The 16,546-nt window shown below is 60.9% G+C and carries 16 protein-coding genes; 12 read left to right on the plus strand and 4 right to left on the minus strand.

Annotated elements, in window-relative coordinates:
• Positions 1-6: 6 nt before the first annotated feature.
• Both pepN and ACTZWY_RS00500 read right to left on the minus strand, forming a co-directional pair.
• Positions 7-2,574, minus strand: a complete 2,568-nt coding sequence (pepN, locus tag ACTZWY_RS00495; protein WP_444788707.1) for an aminopeptidase N — start codon at positions 2,572-2,574, stop codon at positions 7-9.
• Between the two features lie 96 nt (positions 2,575-2,670).
• Positions 2,671-3,018, minus strand: a complete 348-nt coding sequence (locus ACTZWY_RS00500) for a CAP domain-containing protein (protein WP_444788708.1) — start codon at positions 3,016-3,018, stop codon at positions 2,671-2,673.
• 223 nt (positions 3,019-3,241) lie between these two features.
• Here ACTZWY_RS00500 and ACTZWY_RS00505 point away from each other — a divergent pair, with 223 nt between their 5' ends.
• A complete protein-coding gene (locus ACTZWY_RS00505; RefSeq protein WP_444788709.1) occupies positions 3,242-4,780 on the plus strand; it encodes an FAD-binding domain-containing protein in 1,539 nt (512 codons plus the stop codon).
• A gap of 10 nt (positions 4,781-4,790) precedes the next feature.
• A complete protein-coding gene (locus tag ACTZWY_RS00510; RefSeq protein WP_444788847.1) occupies positions 4,791-4,946 on the plus strand; it encodes a DUF2256 domain-containing protein in 156 nt (51 codons plus the stop codon).
• On the opposite strand, the gene ACTZWY_RS00515 is transcribed toward ACTZWY_RS00510, so the two are convergent.
• Together ACTZWY_RS00515 and miaA are read right to left on the minus strand one after the other, a co-directional pair.
• Positions 4,940-5,764, minus strand: coding sequence for a helix-turn-helix domain-containing protein (locus ACTZWY_RS00515; RefSeq protein ID WP_444788710.1), 825 nt, complete (start codon positions 5,762-5,764; stop codon positions 4,940-4,942). The two genes, ACTZWY_RS00510 and ACTZWY_RS00515, sit on opposite strands and share 7 nt — an antisense overlap.
• Before the next feature lie 150 nt (positions 5,765-5,914).
• Positions 5,915-6,814 (minus strand): tRNA (adenosine(37)-N6)-dimethylallyltransferase MiaA, encoded by a 900-nt coding sequence (gene miaA / locus ACTZWY_RS00520; protein ID WP_444788711.1) that lies wholly within the window; start codon positions 6,812-6,814, stop codon positions 5,915-5,917.
• Between the two features lie 118 nt (positions 6,815-6,932).
• Between miaA and pyrH the strand changes: the two genes are divergently transcribed.
• The 10 genes from pyrH to fabZ all read left to right on the plus strand — a co-directional run bounded on the left by pyrH (position 6,933) and on the right by fabZ (position 16,542).
• Complete coding sequence (gene pyrH / locus ACTZWY_RS00525; RefSeq protein ID WP_444788712.1) at positions 6,933-7,664, plus strand: UMP kinase; 732 nt, start codon at positions 6,933-6,935, stop codon at positions 7,662-7,664.
• A 101-nt stretch (positions 7,665-7,765) separates the two neighbouring features.
• Positions 7,766-8,329 (plus strand): ribosome recycling factor, encoded by a 564-nt coding sequence (gene frr, locus ACTZWY_RS00530; RefSeq protein WP_444788713.1) that lies wholly within the window; start codon positions 7,766-7,768, stop codon positions 8,327-8,329.
• Positions 8,330-8,378: 49 nt separating this feature from the next.
• Positions 8,379-9,125 (plus strand): polyprenyl diphosphate synthase, encoded by a 747-nt coding sequence (gene uppS, locus ACTZWY_RS00535; RefSeq protein ID WP_444788848.1) that lies wholly within the window; start codon positions 8,379-8,381, stop codon positions 9,123-9,125.
• Positions 9,122-9,931: a phosphatidate cytidylyltransferase gene (locus ACTZWY_RS00540; protein WP_444788714.1), complete on the plus strand. Its 810-nt coding sequence runs from the start codon at positions 9,122-9,124 to the stop codon at positions 9,929-9,931. Before uppS ends, ACTZWY_RS00540 begins: the two co-directional genes overlap by 4 nt.
• A 1-nt stretch (position 9,932) precedes the next feature.
• Entirely contained in the window at positions 9,933-11,102 is a 1,170-nt protein-coding gene (gene dxr / locus ACTZWY_RS00545) for a 1-deoxy-D-xylulose-5-phosphate reductoisomerase (RefSeq protein ID WP_444788715.1), read from the plus strand.
• Positions 11,103-11,146: 44 nt separating this feature from the next.
• Entirely contained in the window at positions 11,147-12,481 is a 1,335-nt protein-coding gene (gene rseP / locus ACTZWY_RS00550; protein WP_444788716.1) for an RIP metalloprotease RseP, read from the plus strand.
• 109 nt (positions 12,482-12,590) lie between these two features.
• Positions 12,591-12,752, plus strand: coding sequence for a hypothetical protein (locus ACTZWY_RS00555; RefSeq protein ID WP_444788717.1), 162 nt, complete (start codon positions 12,591-12,593; stop codon positions 12,750-12,752).
• Between the two features lie 285 nt (positions 12,753-13,037).
• Entirely contained in the window at positions 13,038-15,326 is a 2,289-nt protein-coding gene (gene bamA, locus ACTZWY_RS00560) for an outer membrane protein assembly factor BamA (RefSeq protein ID WP_444788718.1), read from the plus strand.
• Positions 15,326-15,928: an OmpH family outer membrane protein gene (locus ACTZWY_RS00565; RefSeq protein ID WP_444788719.1), complete on the plus strand. Its 603-nt coding sequence runs from the start codon at positions 15,326-15,328 to the stop codon at positions 15,926-15,928. Before bamA ends, ACTZWY_RS00565 begins: the two co-directional genes overlap by 1 nt.
• A 122-nt stretch (positions 15,929-16,050) precedes the next feature.
• Positions 16,051-16,542 carry a 3-hydroxyacyl-ACP dehydratase FabZ gene (gene fabZ, locus ACTZWY_RS00570; protein WP_444788720.1) on the plus strand — a complete coding sequence of 164 codons (492 nt, stop codon included), beginning with the start codon at positions 16,051-16,053 and terminating at the stop codon, positions 16,540-16,542.
• The last annotated feature ends 4 nt before the right edge of the window (positions 16,543-16,546 follow it).

Below are 16,546 nucleotides of genomic sequence, written 5' to 3' on the forward strand. Positions count from 1 at the left end.
GCAAGCCTATTCCCCCAGCATCCGCCCGACCATTTCCCCCATGTCGCGGCTTAGACCAGGGTGGCTGGCCATACGCTGCAATTCGGCCTGTAGCAGGGTCTGGCGGTCGCCGTCATAGCGGCGCCATGTTTCAAACACGGTGGAATTGCGCGCGGCCGCTTGCGGGTTTGCCCCGTCCAGCCGCAGCAGCCAGTCCGCGACCAGATGATACCCCGCGCCGTCCGGGCTGTGGAAGCCGGCCGCATTCGCGCCAAGTGCGCCAATAACAGCGCGGAACCTGTTGGGGTTTTTCCAGTCAAACCTTGGATGGCAGGTCAATGTCCGGGTTAGCGCAACAGCGTTTTGCGGCAATGCATGCATGATTTGTGCGGCAAACCACTTGTCCAGCACCAGCCTGTCACCTTCCCAGCGACGATAGAATTCCGCGCCTTCCTGCGCCCCTGCGCCAATGTCCAGAAGGGCCGTCCATGCGCCCAGTTGTTCGGTCATGGTGTTGGCGCGCGCGAAACTTGCGCGCGCGGCCGCCCCGCCATCCACCTGCGCCAGCAAGGCTACGGCCTGCACCCGCAGCGCGCGGCGTCCGGCATCATTGGCGGATGCGCTGAAGGGGCCGGGCGTTTCCATCATCTGCGCGACCTGCAACAGGTCAGGTTTCAGTGCTTCGGCTAAGGTTTTCAATGCGGATTGGCGCATCTCAAATATCGCAACCGGGTCAGGGCGGTGCCCCGCTTCGTGAAGCGCTGCGGCCAGTTCGTCCTGTCCGGGCAGCCGCAAGGCCAGCGCGCGAAACGCCGGGTCAAGCGTTGCGTCGCACAGCACAATGCGCAGCGCGTCGATGAATTCGGCGTCAGGGCGCGTGGTGGTTTCCACGATCATGGCCTGCAACATGTCACGGGCCAGACTGCGCCCTGCTTCGAACCTGTTGAACGGGTCGGTGTCATGGGCCAGCAAGATGGCCCGGTCTTTGGCGGATTGGGCGTGATGCAGCACCACTGGCGCTGAAAAACCGCGCAGCAGTGACAGCACAGGCCGCGTGGGCAGGTCGTCAAACGTCACGCTTAGCGTCGGTCCGTCCAGTTCCAGAACCTGCGTGGGCACAATTTCGCGCCCGTCCTGCCCGATCAACCCCATGGCCACAGGAATAAGCAACGGTTCTTTCAACGGCTGTCCGGGGGTGGGTGCCGTGTGCTGGCGCAGCGTCAGGGTATATTGCCCGTCCTGCCAGTCTTCGGTGACGTCAACGCGTGGGGTGCCCGCCTGCCCATACCAGCGTTTGAACTGCGACAAATCGCGCCCGCCCGCTTCCTCGAACACTGCAATCCAGTCTTCAATCGTGCAGGCCTGCCCGTCATGGCGGCTGAAATACAGGTCCAGCGCGGCACTATAGCGGTCCTCGCCGACCAGCAGGCGCAACATTCGGATCAGTTCGGCGCCTTTTTCATATACAGTGGCAGTGTAGAAATTGTTGATCTCCACATAGCTTTCGGGGCGCACAGGGTGGGCAAGCGGCCCTGCATCTTCGCGGAACTGGCGCGCGCGCAGTGTCAGCACATCCTCGATGCGTTTGACCGCGTGGCTGCGCATGTCCCCCATGAACTGCTGGTCGCGGAATACGGTCAGCCCCTCTTTCAGGGAAAGCTGGAACCAGTCGCGGCAGGTGATGCGGTTGCCCGTCCAGTTGTGGAAATATTCATGCGCGATAATGCGTTCTATGCTGGCGAAATCCGCATCAGTGGCGGTTTCCGGCGTGGCAAGGACATATCTGGAATTGAAGATGTTAAGGCCCTTGTTTTCCATCGCCCCCATGTTGAAATCATCCACTGCCACAATGTTGAAAATGTCCAGATCATAGGCGCGCCCGTAAACCTGTTCATCCCAACGCATGGCGCGTTTAAGCGCGTCCATCGCATAGGCGGTGCTGCCTTCATCCCCGGGCCGCACCCATATATTCAGCGCGACATTGCGCCCCTCAATTGTTGTGAAACTGTCAGCTGTGGACACCAGATTGCCCGCGACCAATGCGAACAGATAGGACGGTTTGGGGTGTGGGTCGTCCCATTCGGCCCAGCCGGTCCCTGACGCCACCGGGTTGCCATTGGACAACAGGACTGGCAAATCGCTTTCGATCCGAACCCGAAAGGGGGCCATCACATCGGGGCGGTCGGGATAATAGGTGATTTTGCGAAACCCCTCCGCCTCGCATTGGGTGCAATACATGCCGTTTGACATATAAAGCCCCTCCAGTGCGGTGTTGCCTTCGGGGGCAATCTGGACTTCGGACTGCCACAGGAACGGGCCGTCGGGCAGGTCCGCCGCAGCGACGGTCAGCCCGGTTGCATCGGGGCGCGTGGCCAGTGCTGTGCCGTCGATTTGCGCAGATATCAGGTTCAGCCCTTCGCCGTCCAGCCGCAGATCATGGCCCGCACTGGCGGCAGGGTTCCTGCGAAAGCGTATTTCTGACAGCACCCGCGTTGCGGTCGGGTGCAACCGGAAGGTCAGCGCGACGCTTTCCACCAAAAAGGGCGGGGGCTGGTAATCGGCCAGAAAAACGGGCTGGTTCGGGGTGTCGGGCATGCGCTTTCCTTTGGCAGGGTGTGCCACAGGGTTTAGACCAGTCCGCACCGGACAGCAAACCCCGCATTGGCAAAGCTGCAGCGCGGCAGCCTGATGTCAGCAAGCGGCAGCAAACATTTGCACCCAATAGGCACCGGGCGCCCGCCCGAACCCGACCAAGGTCATGCGCGCGTCAAGAATGTTGCGCAAATGCCCGGCAGACCCCGTCCAACTGCGCATGGCCTGCGGCACATCGCGCACACCCTTGGCGATGTTTTCGGCAGCACGGCAGATCCCTTGCATGCGTGCGCTGGCCAGCCGGTCCATCAGTCCAGTGCCATCGGGGCTGGTATGGCTGAAATACCCGCGTGCGGACATGTCGCAGGCATGCATCTGGGCAATGCGCGTCAATTCGGGTGACAGCGCAAGCTGCGCCAGCCCTGCGCGCGCGCGTTCGCGGTTCACCGCATTCAGATGGATTGCAAGTTCATCCGCTACCGGAACGCTGCACGAATGGGCAGGGGCCGCGAGCAACCCCAAGCATAGAACAAACAGTCGTGTGCATATGTGCAATTTTCCCCCTGATTTGCCGTCACTCTACCCTATCACGAACCCTGCCTGAAATACATGAACATTGTGTGAACAAAACGACTTGACCCGCCATCTTTCTGCGATATGTCTTGGCGCCATGAACAACCCTGTCCTTGTCTGGTTCAAACGCGATTTGCGTGTGCAAGATCATCCTGCGCTGGCGGCGGCGGGGGCCTGTGTGTTGCCGGTGTATATCATTGAACCCGACTATTGGGCGCTGCCCGACACATCGGCGCGGCAATGGGGGTTTACGGCACAATGCCTGCACGACCTGCGCGACGAACTGGCGCGGCTGGGCCAGCCACTGGTCATTCGCATGGGGGACGCGGTGCAGGAACTGGCGCGATTGTGCCAGCGCCATAATGTGACGCGCATGATAAGCCATGAAGAAACCGGCAATGGCTGGACCTATGCGCGCGACAGGCGGGTGGGCGCTTGGGCGCGCGATGCCGGTATTGACTGGGTGGAACTGCCGCAATCGGGTGTGGTGCGGCGGCTACATTCGCGCGATGGCTGGCAGAGGCAGCGCGACAGGTTTGTTGGCAAACCGCTGGCCGATGCGCCCGTGGCGCTGGCCCCTGTCATGCCCGAAACACCCGGCCTGCAGCATTTGCCCGATGCGAAGGCCCTGCGCTTGCGGCCTGATCCCTGTCCGCATCGCCAGCGCGGGGGGCGTGATGCGGCCCTGCATACCCTGCAGTCATTTCTTGACACACGGGGGCAGGGCTATCGGGTGCAGATGTCGTCACCGCTAACTGCGGAACGTGCGTGTTCGCGCTTGTCGCCCTATCTGGCGCTGGGGGTCCTGTCTGTCCGGGAGGTGGACCACGCCCGCAGGCAGGCCCGCGCCGATCACGCGGGGCAGGGGGGCTGGAACGCGGCGTTGGGCAGTTTTGCCAAGCGGCTTGCATGGCGCGATCATTTCATCCAGAAGCTGGAAGATGAACCGCAGCTGGAAACCCGCTGCCTGCACCCCGCGCATGAGGCGTTGCGCCCGCGCGCCGACAGGCAGCAGGTGTTGCGGGCATGGGCACAGGGGGAAACCGGCGTTCCCTTCGTGGATGCGTGCATGCGCTACCTGATATCCACGGGCTGGCTGAATTTTCGCATGCGCGCGATGCTGATGTCCTTTGCCAGCTATCATCTTTGGCTGGACTGGCGCGATAGCGGCCCGCATCTGGCGCGTATGTTCACGGATTACGAACCGGGCATTCACTGGTCGCAATGCCAGATGCAATCAGGCACCACGGGCATAAACACGATACGGGTTTACAACCCGCTGAAACAAGGGCTGGACCACGACCCCGACGGGCGCTTCATACGCGCGTGGGTGCCGGAATTGGCACATGTTCCACAACAGCACATTCACACGCCATGGACATGGCCCGACGGTCGGCGGGCATTGGCGCAGCGCTACCCCGCGCCTTTGGTCGATATTGCACAGGCGGGAAAGCTTGCGCGCGATACCCTGTGGGGGCTGCGCAAACAGGCGGGGTTTGGGGATGTGGCGCAGGCGGTGGCACGCAAGCATGCCTCTCGCGCGGGGGGCACGGACCGCAGCAGTGCGGCCAGCCTGCGTCAGGCGGCGGCGGGGCGGCGCCGTCACGACACGGCGCAATTGCGGCTGGATTTGTGACATGGGGCGCATGCGGCGGAAATGTGAATTGCCACAGAAAATTTGCGCAACCTGCGCGCGGCCTTTTGCATGGCGCAAGAAATGGGCGAAAACCTGGCAGGAGGTGCGCTATTGTTCGGACAAATGCCGGGCAAACAGGCCCAAGGCGGATCCGCCCGGTCAGTGACGTGTTGCGTTGGCGAAGGACTTGCGCCATGCGGTCGGCGGTTGGCCAGTTTGCAGGGCGAAGGCGCGCGCGAAGTACCCGGGCGTGGAAAACCCCAGATCGCGCGCAATCTGCTGCACGGGCACTGCGGTTTCCGACAGCATGCGGCGCGCTTCGTATAAACGCCTGTCCTGCAGCAGGGCCATGGCCGTGCGCCCGCAACTTGCGCGGCACGCGCGTGTCAGGTGCGTGGGGGACACACCCAGCGCGGTGGCGTAATCCGAAACGTTCAGGCTTGAGCCGAATTCGCGTTCCAGAAGCGCGGTATAGCGCGCCGTCAGCCGTTCATTGGCATTGCGCGGCCCAGCCTGTGTCGCGTCTTGCTGGTGTTCGGCGCGATGCCGGTCCAGCCAGACCGAAAGCAGCCCCAACTGGCACAGCGCGGCGCGTTCCGCCAAGGGGCGTCCGCCGTCAAGTTCGCGGTGGATGGCGTCAATGATATGTCCCACCTCGGATTGGTGCCCACCCTCGCGCAAACGCAGATGCAGGGGCGTGTCTGGCAGCTTCAGCCCGTGATTATGCCCGAAATACACCGCCATGCCCTGCACCCGCGTCATGGCCTGAAAGCTGAACATCACACCTGCGGGAATGAAAATTGCATTATGCGGATGAAACCCGCGCGCACTGCCTGCGATGGTGATGCGCCCTTGCCCATGGGTAAACCACAAAAAACACGGCTCGGTTAGTGCGCGTAGTGTTTCCAGTTGCCATTTCGGGCTGTTGGCCAGTTTTGCAAGTGGCTGCATGCGCAGGCGCGATGGCGTTTCCGGAATTCGCATGATCGGTCATCTTCCCCCAAAGATATTCACCGACACTAAGACTGATGTGATGCCGGAAAAGGAAAATCCCTGTCGCCCCGGGGTCAGACGGCGCAGATTTCTGCATGGCGTGGCAATTGGGTGACTCCGGATTTGTGGGGAAACGGGGCGTCATGGCAATGAAATCCAGCCTTGCATGCGGTTTCTGAACCATGTCCGCTGGCGCTTGGCATATTGGCGCGTGGCAAGTTTAGCGGCACCCACCGCATCGGGCAACGATATGTGCCCCTGCAGGTGGGCAACCAGCTCCGGGGCACCGATGGCTTTTGTCCAAGGCGCGCCGGGTGTCCAGTGTGGCAGCGCCGCGCGCGCTTCTTCCAGCGCGCCTGTGTCAATCATGGTGTCAAATCGCGAATCGATTCGCGCATTCAGCCAGTCCTTGGGGGGGTGCAGCACATACGGCGTGGTGTCATTCAGCGCCAGCAGTGGCGGGGGCGTCTGGTCCTGCCAGCTTGCCAGCCCGCGCCCTGTGGTGCGCAACACTTCCCACGCGCGCTGAATGCGGGCGGGATTGGCACAGTCAATTCTTGCGGCTGTCGCGTCATCCAACTCCTCCAGCAGCGCGGCCGCGCCATGGTCGGCCATGCGCTGGTCGGCCAAGGCGCGAATGCTGGCAGGCGTTGGCGGAATTTCGACCAGTCCTTCGGTCAGCGCGCGAAAATAAAGGCCTGTGCCCCCTACAATCACCGGGTTCGGGTGCTGTGCCAGCACCGGCCCCAGCGCACGAAGCCAATGCCCGACAGACCAATCCTGATGCCGCCCGACACATCCATACAGGAAATGCGGGGCCTGCGCGGTGTCCTGCAGGGCGGGGCGGGCGCTAAGGATGTGCCACATGTCATAGACCTGCAGCGCATCGGCATTGACCACAACGCGCCCCTGCGCGCGCGCCAGCCACAGCGCCAGCGCCGATTTTCCGCTGGCCGTTGGCCCCGCCAGCAGGACCGGACGGCCCGCATCGGGGGGCGATGCCTGCATATGGTGCAGCGCCAACAGCGAAGGATCCGTCATTTCCTGCATCTCACCCCGCTTTCACGTTGAACCTGTGGCCGTTTTCCGACATTTTGCGGCCTGATGAAAGCGCCCTGCCAGAAGTTCTGCCGCGCCAGCCACAAAAAAGGATTGCCCCATGAGTGAAGTCGCTGACCCACGCACCACCTATAAGCGCGTGATGCTGAAAATTTCGGGCGAGGCGCTGATGGGCGATCAGGGCTATGGGTTGCACCCGCCCACGGTCGCGCGCATCGCGCAAGAGGTCAAATCCGTGCATGACATGGGTGTTGAGATTTGCATGGTTATCGGGGGCGGCAACATCTTTCGCGGGTTGCAGGGGTCCGCGCAGGGCATGGAGCGCACCACTGCCGATTATATGGGCATGCTGGCCACGGTCATGAATGCGCTGGCCATGCAGGCCGCGTTGGAAGATTTGGGCGTGTTTACGCGTGTGATCAGCGCCATTCCCATGGATCAGGTCTGCGAACCCTATATTCGCCGCCGCGCGGTGCGCCATCTGGAAAAAAAGCGCGTGTGCATTTTTGCCGCTGGCACTGGCAACCCCTATTTCACCACCGACACGGCCGCGACCTTGCGCGCCAATGAAATGGCCTGCGAAGCCATCTTCAAGGGCACCAAGGTGGATGGTGTCTATGACAAGGACCCCAAAAAGCACAGTGATGCAACGCGGTTTGACACAATCAGCTTTGATGATGTGCTGGTCAAACACCTGCAGGTGATGGATGCATCCGCTATCGCGCTGGCGCGGGACAACCATTTGCCGATCATTGTGTTTTCGCTGGACGAACCGGGCGGGTTCAGCGGAATTTTGCGCGGCGAGGGAACATATACCCGCGTTTCGGACTAAGCGCGCGGTCAAGACGGGCTTACAAAGTATCGCAGTTGGCGCTAGAAGACGGTTGAGATGCAGCATCATGCGATGCCGGACCAGTGACAGGAATACGAAACATGTCAGAAGAGATTGAAATTGATCTGGATGATCTGAAACGCCGCATGGACGGGGCCATGAATGCCTTGAAAACGGAATTCGCCTCGCTTCGGACAGGTCGCGGTTCCGCCAGCATGTTGGAACCCATCATGGTGGAAGCTTACGGGCAGATGACCCCCATCAATCAGGTTGGCAGTGTCAACGTGCCCGAACCGCGCATGGTCACCATCAATGTGTGGGACAAGGGCCTTGTGGGTAAGGTGGAACGCGCCATCCGCGATTCGGGGCTGGGGATCAACCCGCAACTGAACGGCACCATCATCATGTTGCCCATTCCCGAACTGAACGAAGAACGCCGCCGCGAATTGACGCGCGTGGCCGCGCAATATGCCGAACATGCGCGCGTGTCCATTCGCAACATCCGCCGCGACGGTATGGACCAGATCAAGAAGGCCAAGGCCGCAGGCATGTCTGAAGACGAACAAAAACTTTGGTCAGAAGAAATTCAGGAATTGACGGATTCCTATATCGTCCATGTCGACAAGGCGCTGGACGGCAAGCAGGAAGAGATAATGCAGGTTTGAATTACAAACGCGCACGGTCCGGTGCCTGTTGCGAAGGGTGTGATGAATGATGTTTGACAAGTCAGCGCAATCTGGCCGTGACTTCCCCGGGTCGCGCAATGATTTGCACGTCGCAGTTATCATGGATGGCAATGGGCGCTGGGCCAGCAACCGGGGCTGGCCGCGCCTTGTCGGACACCGCAAAGGGGCTGAACGGGTGCGCAAACTGGTCGCGGCCTGTCCGGGGCTGGGCATCCGCTACCTGACGGTTTACGCCTTCTCCACGGAAAACTGGAAACGGTCCACGGAAGAAGTGCTTGGCCTGATGTCGATTTTCGCGCGTTATATCCAGCGCGAAGCAGACCGGATGAAGCGCGAAGGCGTGCGCTTGCGGTTCATCGGCGACAGAACGCGGCTGGACAGCAAATTGCAGGCCCTGATTCAGTGGATTGAAACCGAAACCGCCGGGAATGACAGGGTGCATTTGTCGGTTGCCCTGAATTACGGGGGGCGCGATGAAATTACCCGCGCCACCCGTGCCATGGCCCAGGATGCCGCTTCAGGCACGCTGAATGCCGATGACATTAGCGATGCGGTCTTGGCGCGGTATCTGGACACACGGGACCTGCCCGACCCTGATCTGGTGGTGCGCACATCCGGGGAAACCCGCGTGTCGAATTTTCTGCTGTGGCAGGCGGCCTATGCCGAATATGTGTTCACCCCGACCCTTTGGCCGGATTTTACGCCAGTCACAATGCAAGACATCCTGAAAGATTACGCAACGCGAGAACGCCGTTTCGGTGGCGTCAGCGCATGAGCGGGGCAAGTTTCAATGATTTGCAGGCCCGCGCCCTGTCGGGCCTTGCGATGGCCATTATCGGCATTGGGGCCGTGTGGGCAGGCGGGTTTGTGTTTGAAGCGCTTGTCTTTGCCCTGACGGGCGCGATGGTGTGGGAATTGACCCGCATGCTGGACCCTGCTGCCCCTTTTGGTAAGGCCGAAGGGGCGGGCCTGACGGCGGCGGTCGCGCTTTGGGTGTTCAGTGCGAAACTGGCGGGGGGCTGGCTGTTGGGCGCAGTTGCGCTGTCGGTTGTGTTGCTGGCATGGCGTTTTCCGAAAGACAGGGGCATGGTTGCGGCCTATCTGGCGCTGATCCTGTTTGCGGGGCTGGGGTTGATCTTGTTGCGCAATGTCTATGGGTGGGACTGGGTGCTGTGGCTGGTGTTGCTGGTCATCGGGTCCGATGTGGCGGGGTATTTCGCCGGACGCATTTTCGGGGGGCCAAAGCTGTGGCCGCGTGTCAGCCCCAAGAAAACCTGGTCGGGCACTGTTGCGGGCTGGGCTGTGGCCGTGATTACAGGGTGGGTGTTTATGGATATTCTGGGGGCTGGCGCGGGGCTGGTGGGGGTGTCGGTCCTGGTGGCGATGGCCGGGCAGGCGGGCGATATGGCCGAAAGCGCAATCAAGCGTCACGCCGGCGCGAAGGACAGTTCAAATCTTATTCCCGGACATGGCGGGGTGATGGATCGCTTTGATGCGATGATCGCAGCGGCGCTGATGGTGCTGTTGCTGACCGAAACCGGCCTGATGGCGCTTGCATTCGCCCAACCGGCAGGCGCCTGAGATGCGGCGGGTTTCGGTGTTCGGGGCCACGGGCTCGGTTGGGGAAAACACGTTTGACCTGTTGTCGCGCCGCGCCGATATTCAGGTTGTCGCGCTGACCGGGGGGCGCAATATCGCACGGCTTGCGCATCAGGCCCGCGCGCTGCGCGCTGAAATCGCGGTCACGGCACATGACGACTGCTATGATGCTCTGCGCGATGCGCTGGCGGGCAGCGGCATTCAGGTTGCGGCTGGCACACAGGCCCTGATTGATGCCGCCGACCGCCCCGCAGATTGGGTCATGTCCGCCATCGTGGGGGCAGCGGGGCTGGTGCCGGGGCTGCGCGCCTTGTCACAGGGCGCGACGCTGGCGCTGGCCAACAAGGAATCACTGGTCACCGCTGGCCCCTTGATGCTGGCCTGTGCGGCCCGCCATGGCGGGCGCATCTTGCCTGTGGACAGTGAACATTCGGCTGTGTTTCAGGCGCTGGTGGGCGAAGATATTGCTGCGGTGGACCGCGTGGTTATCACGGCATCCGGCGGGCCGTTTCGCGCCTGGACCAAGGCGCAACTGGAAACGGCGACATTGGCGCAGGCGCAGGTTCATCCAAGCTGGTCCATGGGCCAGCGTATCACCATCGATTCCGCCAGCATGTTCAACAAGGCGCTGGAATTGATCGAAACGCGCGAATTCTTTGGCCTTGATCCCGCGCAGATTGAAACTGTTGTCCACCCGCAATCCATTGTGCATGCGCTGGTGGGGTTTCGCGATGGCGCGATGATGGCGCATATGGGCATGCCGGACATGCGCCATGCCATTGGCTATGCGCTGAACTGGCCTGCGCGCGCAGACTTGCCCGTTCCGCGGCTGGATCTGGCGGCGCTGGGCCAGCTTCAGTTTGAAGCGCCTGATCCCGACCGCTTTCCTGCCCTGCGCCTTGCGCGTCATGTCATGGAATTGCGCGGCCATGCGGGCACAGCTTTCAACGCCGCCAAGGAAGTGGCGCTTGATGAATTTATCGCAGGGCGCATCGGGTTTATGGATATGGCGCGGCTGGTGGAGCGCACGCTGGATCGGCTGATGTCTGACAGCGCGCTCTCGGCGCCGGTGCAGGCGCTTGAAACCGTGCAGGCGATGGACCAAATGGCCAGAAGGGTGGCGTGTGATCTGGCGTCGCGCCCCATCGTATAAAACAATGTGCCACCCGCCGGGGGGCGCGACAAAGGGGAAAACACTTGGATCTGATCGGGTTTCTGCCCAGTTTTGGCAATTTTTTCTACACGATCGCGGCGTTTGTTGTGGTGCTTTCGGTCATTGTGGCGGTGCATGAATATGGGCATTACATTGTCGGGCGCTGGTCGGGTATTCATGCGGATGTGTTCTCAATAGGGTTCGGGCCGGTTCTGGCCAGTCGCAAGGACCGGCGCGGCACTGTCTGGCAGGTCGCGGCCATCCCGCTGGGGGGCTATGTGAAATTCGCAGGCGATGCCGATGCGGCCTCGGGCAAGGATGCGCGGGCAATGGCGGGCTTGGATGCGCAGGCGCGGCGGCGCACCATGCATGGCGCGCCCTTGTGGGCGCGTTCAGCCACGGTGGCGGCGGGGCCGTTGTTCAATTTCATCTTTTCGTTTTTTGTTTTCGCTGCCCTGATGATGGTTCAAGGCGTGGCCATTGATGAACCCGTGGTGGGCGAGATTACGCCCCTGCCATCGCAACCGTTCGAGTTGGCACAAGGCGACCGCATCCTTGCGGTGGAAGACATTGAAACCGCCACTTTGGGCGATTTTCTGTCAGCTGCGGAAACATTGCCTGCCGAACCGCTGCTGACTTACCGTGTGGACCGTGACGGGCGCGTTATGCAGGTGACGGGCCCGCACCCGCAACCCCCGCTGGCGGGGTCCGTGGCCATGCAATCTGCCGCGCGCGAAGCTCGCATGCAAACTGGCGATGTGATCATGGCCATCAATGACACACCCATCGCCACCTTCCGCGAATTGCGCGAACTGGTCGCGCTGTCGGGCGGGGCGGCGCTGGACCTGACGGTATGGCGCGATGGCACCATGCTGAATCTGACACTGGTGCCGCGCAGGACGGACCTGCCCTTGCCCGATGGCGGGTTTGAAACCCGGTATCTGATTGGCCTGACATCGGGGGTGGTGTTTGATTATGCAACCCGCACGCCCGGCGTGGCCGAAGCTGCGGGCATGGCCGCAACCCAGATATGGCGCGTTTTGCGCACGTCTGTCGAGGGGCTTTATTACATGGTGCTGGGCCAGATCAGCACCTGCAACCTGTCCAGTCCCATAGGCATTGCCGAAGCCTCTGCCGCGATGGCCAGTGACGGCCTGTTCGAACTGGTCTGGTTCATCGCGGTCCTGTCTGTGGCGATCGGGTTTTTGAACCTGTTTCCCATCCCCCCGCTGGATGGCGGGCATCTGGTGTTTTATGCCTATGAAGCCGTGATGCGACGGCCCGCAGGGGACGCGGCAGTGCGTATTCTTATGGCAATCGGGTTGACGCTGGTGTTGTCGCTGTTTGCCTTTGCGCTGTTTACCGACCTGACATGTTGACCTGAAACTGGCGGGCATGGCAGCCGGGGGCAATGACGCCGAACTGCCATGCCTTTGCCCCAATCGCGCCTAAATTTGCGGGTATCCCACCCCTGAGCAGGAGGTGCGAATGGCTTATCTTGATAACGAACTGCGCAACGCGCGCATCATTTGGCTGGCAGTGTCAGACAGGGTTCTGGTGCTTGCGCTGATCATGGCGGGCATGTCTGTCGCCGCAATGCTGGCCGGGTATCTGGGCCATATGCCACAGGAAATAACCCCAACGCGCTGAGATTTGCGCGCCTGACACTTGGGTTTTGAAGCGGCCCGAAGCGTGCGATCCTCGCGCGCTTTTTGCCATGCGCTGCTGATAGAGGGGCAACACCCCGAAACCAAGATGGATTCCGCCCGCGATTGCTTTGACTCTTTTATCTTTAGCCGCTAGGCAGTGAAGTAACAATAAAGCGGAAATACGGGGCCGGATATGCGCGGAATTCATGGGATGCTGCCGTCGCGCGCAAGGGGTAAGGGCGCGCATGCGCACTTCTTTGCTGCGGTAGTCATTTGTTTTGTTTCATTGGTAAATATTGCGTTTGTTGCACCTGCACAGGCGCAAAATTTCCAGTTCTCTAGCATCTCGATTGACGGGAATGTCAGGGTTGACGACTCGACCATCATCGGGTTGGCGGGAATCAGGCCCGGCCAGACCGTCAGCGCCGCGCAGATAAATGCGGCTGTGTCGCAACTTTCCGGGTCTGGCCTGTTTGAGGATGTTTCTGTCGAACCGCGCGGCAACACACTCGCCATTGCGGTGCGGGAATATCCCATTATCGGCGTCGTGAATTTCGAAGGCAACCGCCGTCTGGATGATGACGTGGTGGCCGAAGTGGTGCAAACAACCGCTGGGCGCGTTCTGTCGCCGTCGCAAGTCGAAGCGGATGCCCGCGCCATTGCCGAATTGTATAACCGCCGCGGCCGCATTGCCGCCGAGGTGACGCCCGAAGTGCTGCCGCGCGGCAATAACCGTGTCGATCTGGCCTTCGTGATACGAGAAGGCAATGTTGTCGAGATTGAGCGCATTTCCTTCGTGGGCAACAACGCCTTCTCGAACTATCGCCTGCGTCAGGTGCTTAGCACAAAGCAGGCTGGCATTTTGCGCCTGATCATCCAAAGCGATACATTCATTGCCGAACGTATTGCGCTGGACCGCCAGCTTCTGACGGATTTCTACCTGTCGCGCGGCTATGTGGATTTTGAAATCCTGTCGGTCACCCCGGAAATTGCGCGGGAACGTGACAGTTTCTTTTTGACCTTCAACATGCGCGAGGGGCAGCAATACCGCTTTGGCAATGTCACTGTCATCAGCGAGGTAGAGGGGGTCAATGCCGCCGATTACCAAAGCGATGTGCAAATTCCTGCGGGCACGCTGTTTACCCCCAATACGCTGGACCTGAATATCGCGCGGCTGGAACAGCGCGCCGAACGGCAGGGCCTGCGTTTCATTCGTGCAGAACCACGCTTCACGCGCAACAACCGCACCCAGACGATTGACGTTGAATTCGCGCTTGTGCGTGGTGACCGGATATTGGTGGAACGCATTGATATTCAGGGCAACACAACCACCCAGGACCGCGTTATCCGCCGTCAGTTCCGGTCCGCCGAAGGTGATCCGCTGAACCCGCGCGAAATTCGTGAAGCGGCGGAACGCATTCGTGCGCTTGACTATTTCTCGGATGTGTCAGTTGAACCGCGCGCGGGCAGTGCCCCCGATCAGGCCATTCTGGATGTCGAGGTAGAAGAAACCACCACGGGGTCGCTGGGGTTCTCGGTCAGCTATGCGGCAAGCGATGGCATTGGGTTTGGCATCAGCTTCTCGGAATTGAACTTCCTTGGTCGCGGGCAGGAAGTGGCCGTCGCGTTCAACGTGATCAAAGGCTCGCGTGATATTTCGCTGTTCTTCACGGAACCGGCGCTGTTTGACCGCGACCTGTCCTACACACTGGGGATCGGGTATCAGGAAACCACATCGCTGAATTCGCGGTTTGACACGCGCGAAGCGTTTCTGAACAATTCCATCAGTTTTCCGGTCAGCGAATTCGGGCGCCTGCAACTGCGTCAGGGCTTGGTGCTGGACCGGCTGAAAGGGCTTGATGCGGCCTCGTCCGCGCGCATTCGTCTGGACGAAACTTCTGGAACTGCGGTCACAGGCTCGTTTGGTTATACCTATAGTTACGACACGCGCAAAGTTGGGATTGACCCCACACGGGGCATGATCCTTAGCTTTTCGCAGGATGTGGGTGTTGGCAACCAAAGCCGCCGCTACCTGCGCACCGAAGCGCGTGCAGGCTATGAAATGGCCATATTCAACGAAGACGTGACGCTGACAGGGGATGCGCGCGCAGGGTTGCTGCATATGATCAATGGCAATTCCCGCTACCGCGAACGCTTCCAGCTGGCCAACGTGATGCGCGGCTTCCGCCCCGGTGAGTCTGGACCGCGCGATTTCGCCATCCAGCCCGGCCAGACCGAGTCCAACCGTGACGTTCTTGGTGGAAACCGCTACTTCGCGCTGTCTGCCGAAGCGCGCTTTCCGCTGGGCACGCCGGAAGAATACGGCCTAAGCGGTGGTGTATTCGCGGATGTCGGGTCGGTCTGGGGCGTGGACAACATCAATCCCCTGACGATGAACACGATCTCAGGCGCGGGCGAGGATTCCAACAAGATGCATCTTCGCGCAACCTTGGGTGTCTCGCTGTTCTGGGACAGCCCGCTGGGCGTGCTGCGGTTCGATTTCTCGCGGCCAATTCGCAAACGCCCCTATGACCGCGCGCAGAATTTCGACTTCACGATTGTTTCGAACTTCTGATGATGCGGCCTGACTGGGTTCTGGCATGTATCGGGGCGGCAGGCATACAGCTTGCCGCCCCGGCCATTGCGCAGGGCATGCAGGATTTATCGCTGGGCCAATCTGTTGATATGACCGCCCCGGTCCTGCAATTGCGCACACTTGATGAAGAACGCCTGTTTCGGGCGTCAGGTTTCGGCCAGCGTGTGGCTGCGGAAATCGATGCCGCGTCGCGCGCCCTGGAAGCTGAAAACGAAGATTTGCTGGAACAGCTGACCACGCGCGAACTGGAACTGACCGAAGCGCGCGCCACTATGCCGCCCGCCCAGTTTCGCGCCGAAGCCGAAGCTTTCGACCAAGAGGCGGAAACCATCCGGCGCGCACAGGCCGAAAAGCGCCAGCGCCTGAGCATGTATGAAGAGGCCGAGCAGCGCCGGTTTTTCCAGCTTGCCGCCCCGGTGTTGCAACAGGTTCTGGCCAATGAGGGCGCGCAGGTTCTGATTGATTCCCGCGCCGTTATCATCGGGGTGAGTGGCATGGACATGACCGACCCCGCCATTGCCGCGCTGGATGACGCAATAGGGGATGGCGCACCGTCCCCCAACCCCTTGCGCGTGCCCTGAGGGCCGCTGTGACAGGCCGCTTGTCACGCGCGCGCCAGCTTGGTAAATCAGCCCGAAATTTAAGTGCCAGCGCGTTGTCACCATACATGCCGGCAGGGACCAACAGCGAAGGAAGCTTTTTGATGAATGATACCGCCCAGCCGCAGGACCATATTGTCCCGTCAGAAGCCGACCTTACGACAATCATGCAGATCATCCCGCATCGCTATCCGTTTCTGCTGGTGGACAAGGTGCGCGATGTCGTGGCGCGTCAGTCGGCTGTGGGCATCAAGAATGTCACCTTCAACGAACCCCATTTTCAGGGCCATTTCCCCGGCGCGCCCATCATGCCCGGTGTCACGATTGTAGAAGCCATGGCCCAGACCGCCGCTGTTCTGGTGGGCCTGTCTGTCGGGTTTGGCGAAAAGGCACCGCTGGTGTATTTCATGTCCATCGACAAGGCAAAATTCCGGCGCAAGGTGGTTCCCGGCGATGTGCTGGAGCTGCATGTGCAGGTCAAGCGCGGGTCAACCAAGATATGGAAATTCGAAGGTGTTGCGAAAGTAGACGGCCAGATCGCCGCTGAAGCCGAATTCGCGGCCATGATCGACGCAAGCGCAAAGATTGCGCAATGAGTGC

This window comes from Roseinatronobacter sp. NSM, from assembly GCF_052379845.1.
Lineage (GTDB): Bacteria > Pseudomonadota > Alphaproteobacteria > Rhodobacterales > Rhodobacteraceae > Roseinatronobacter.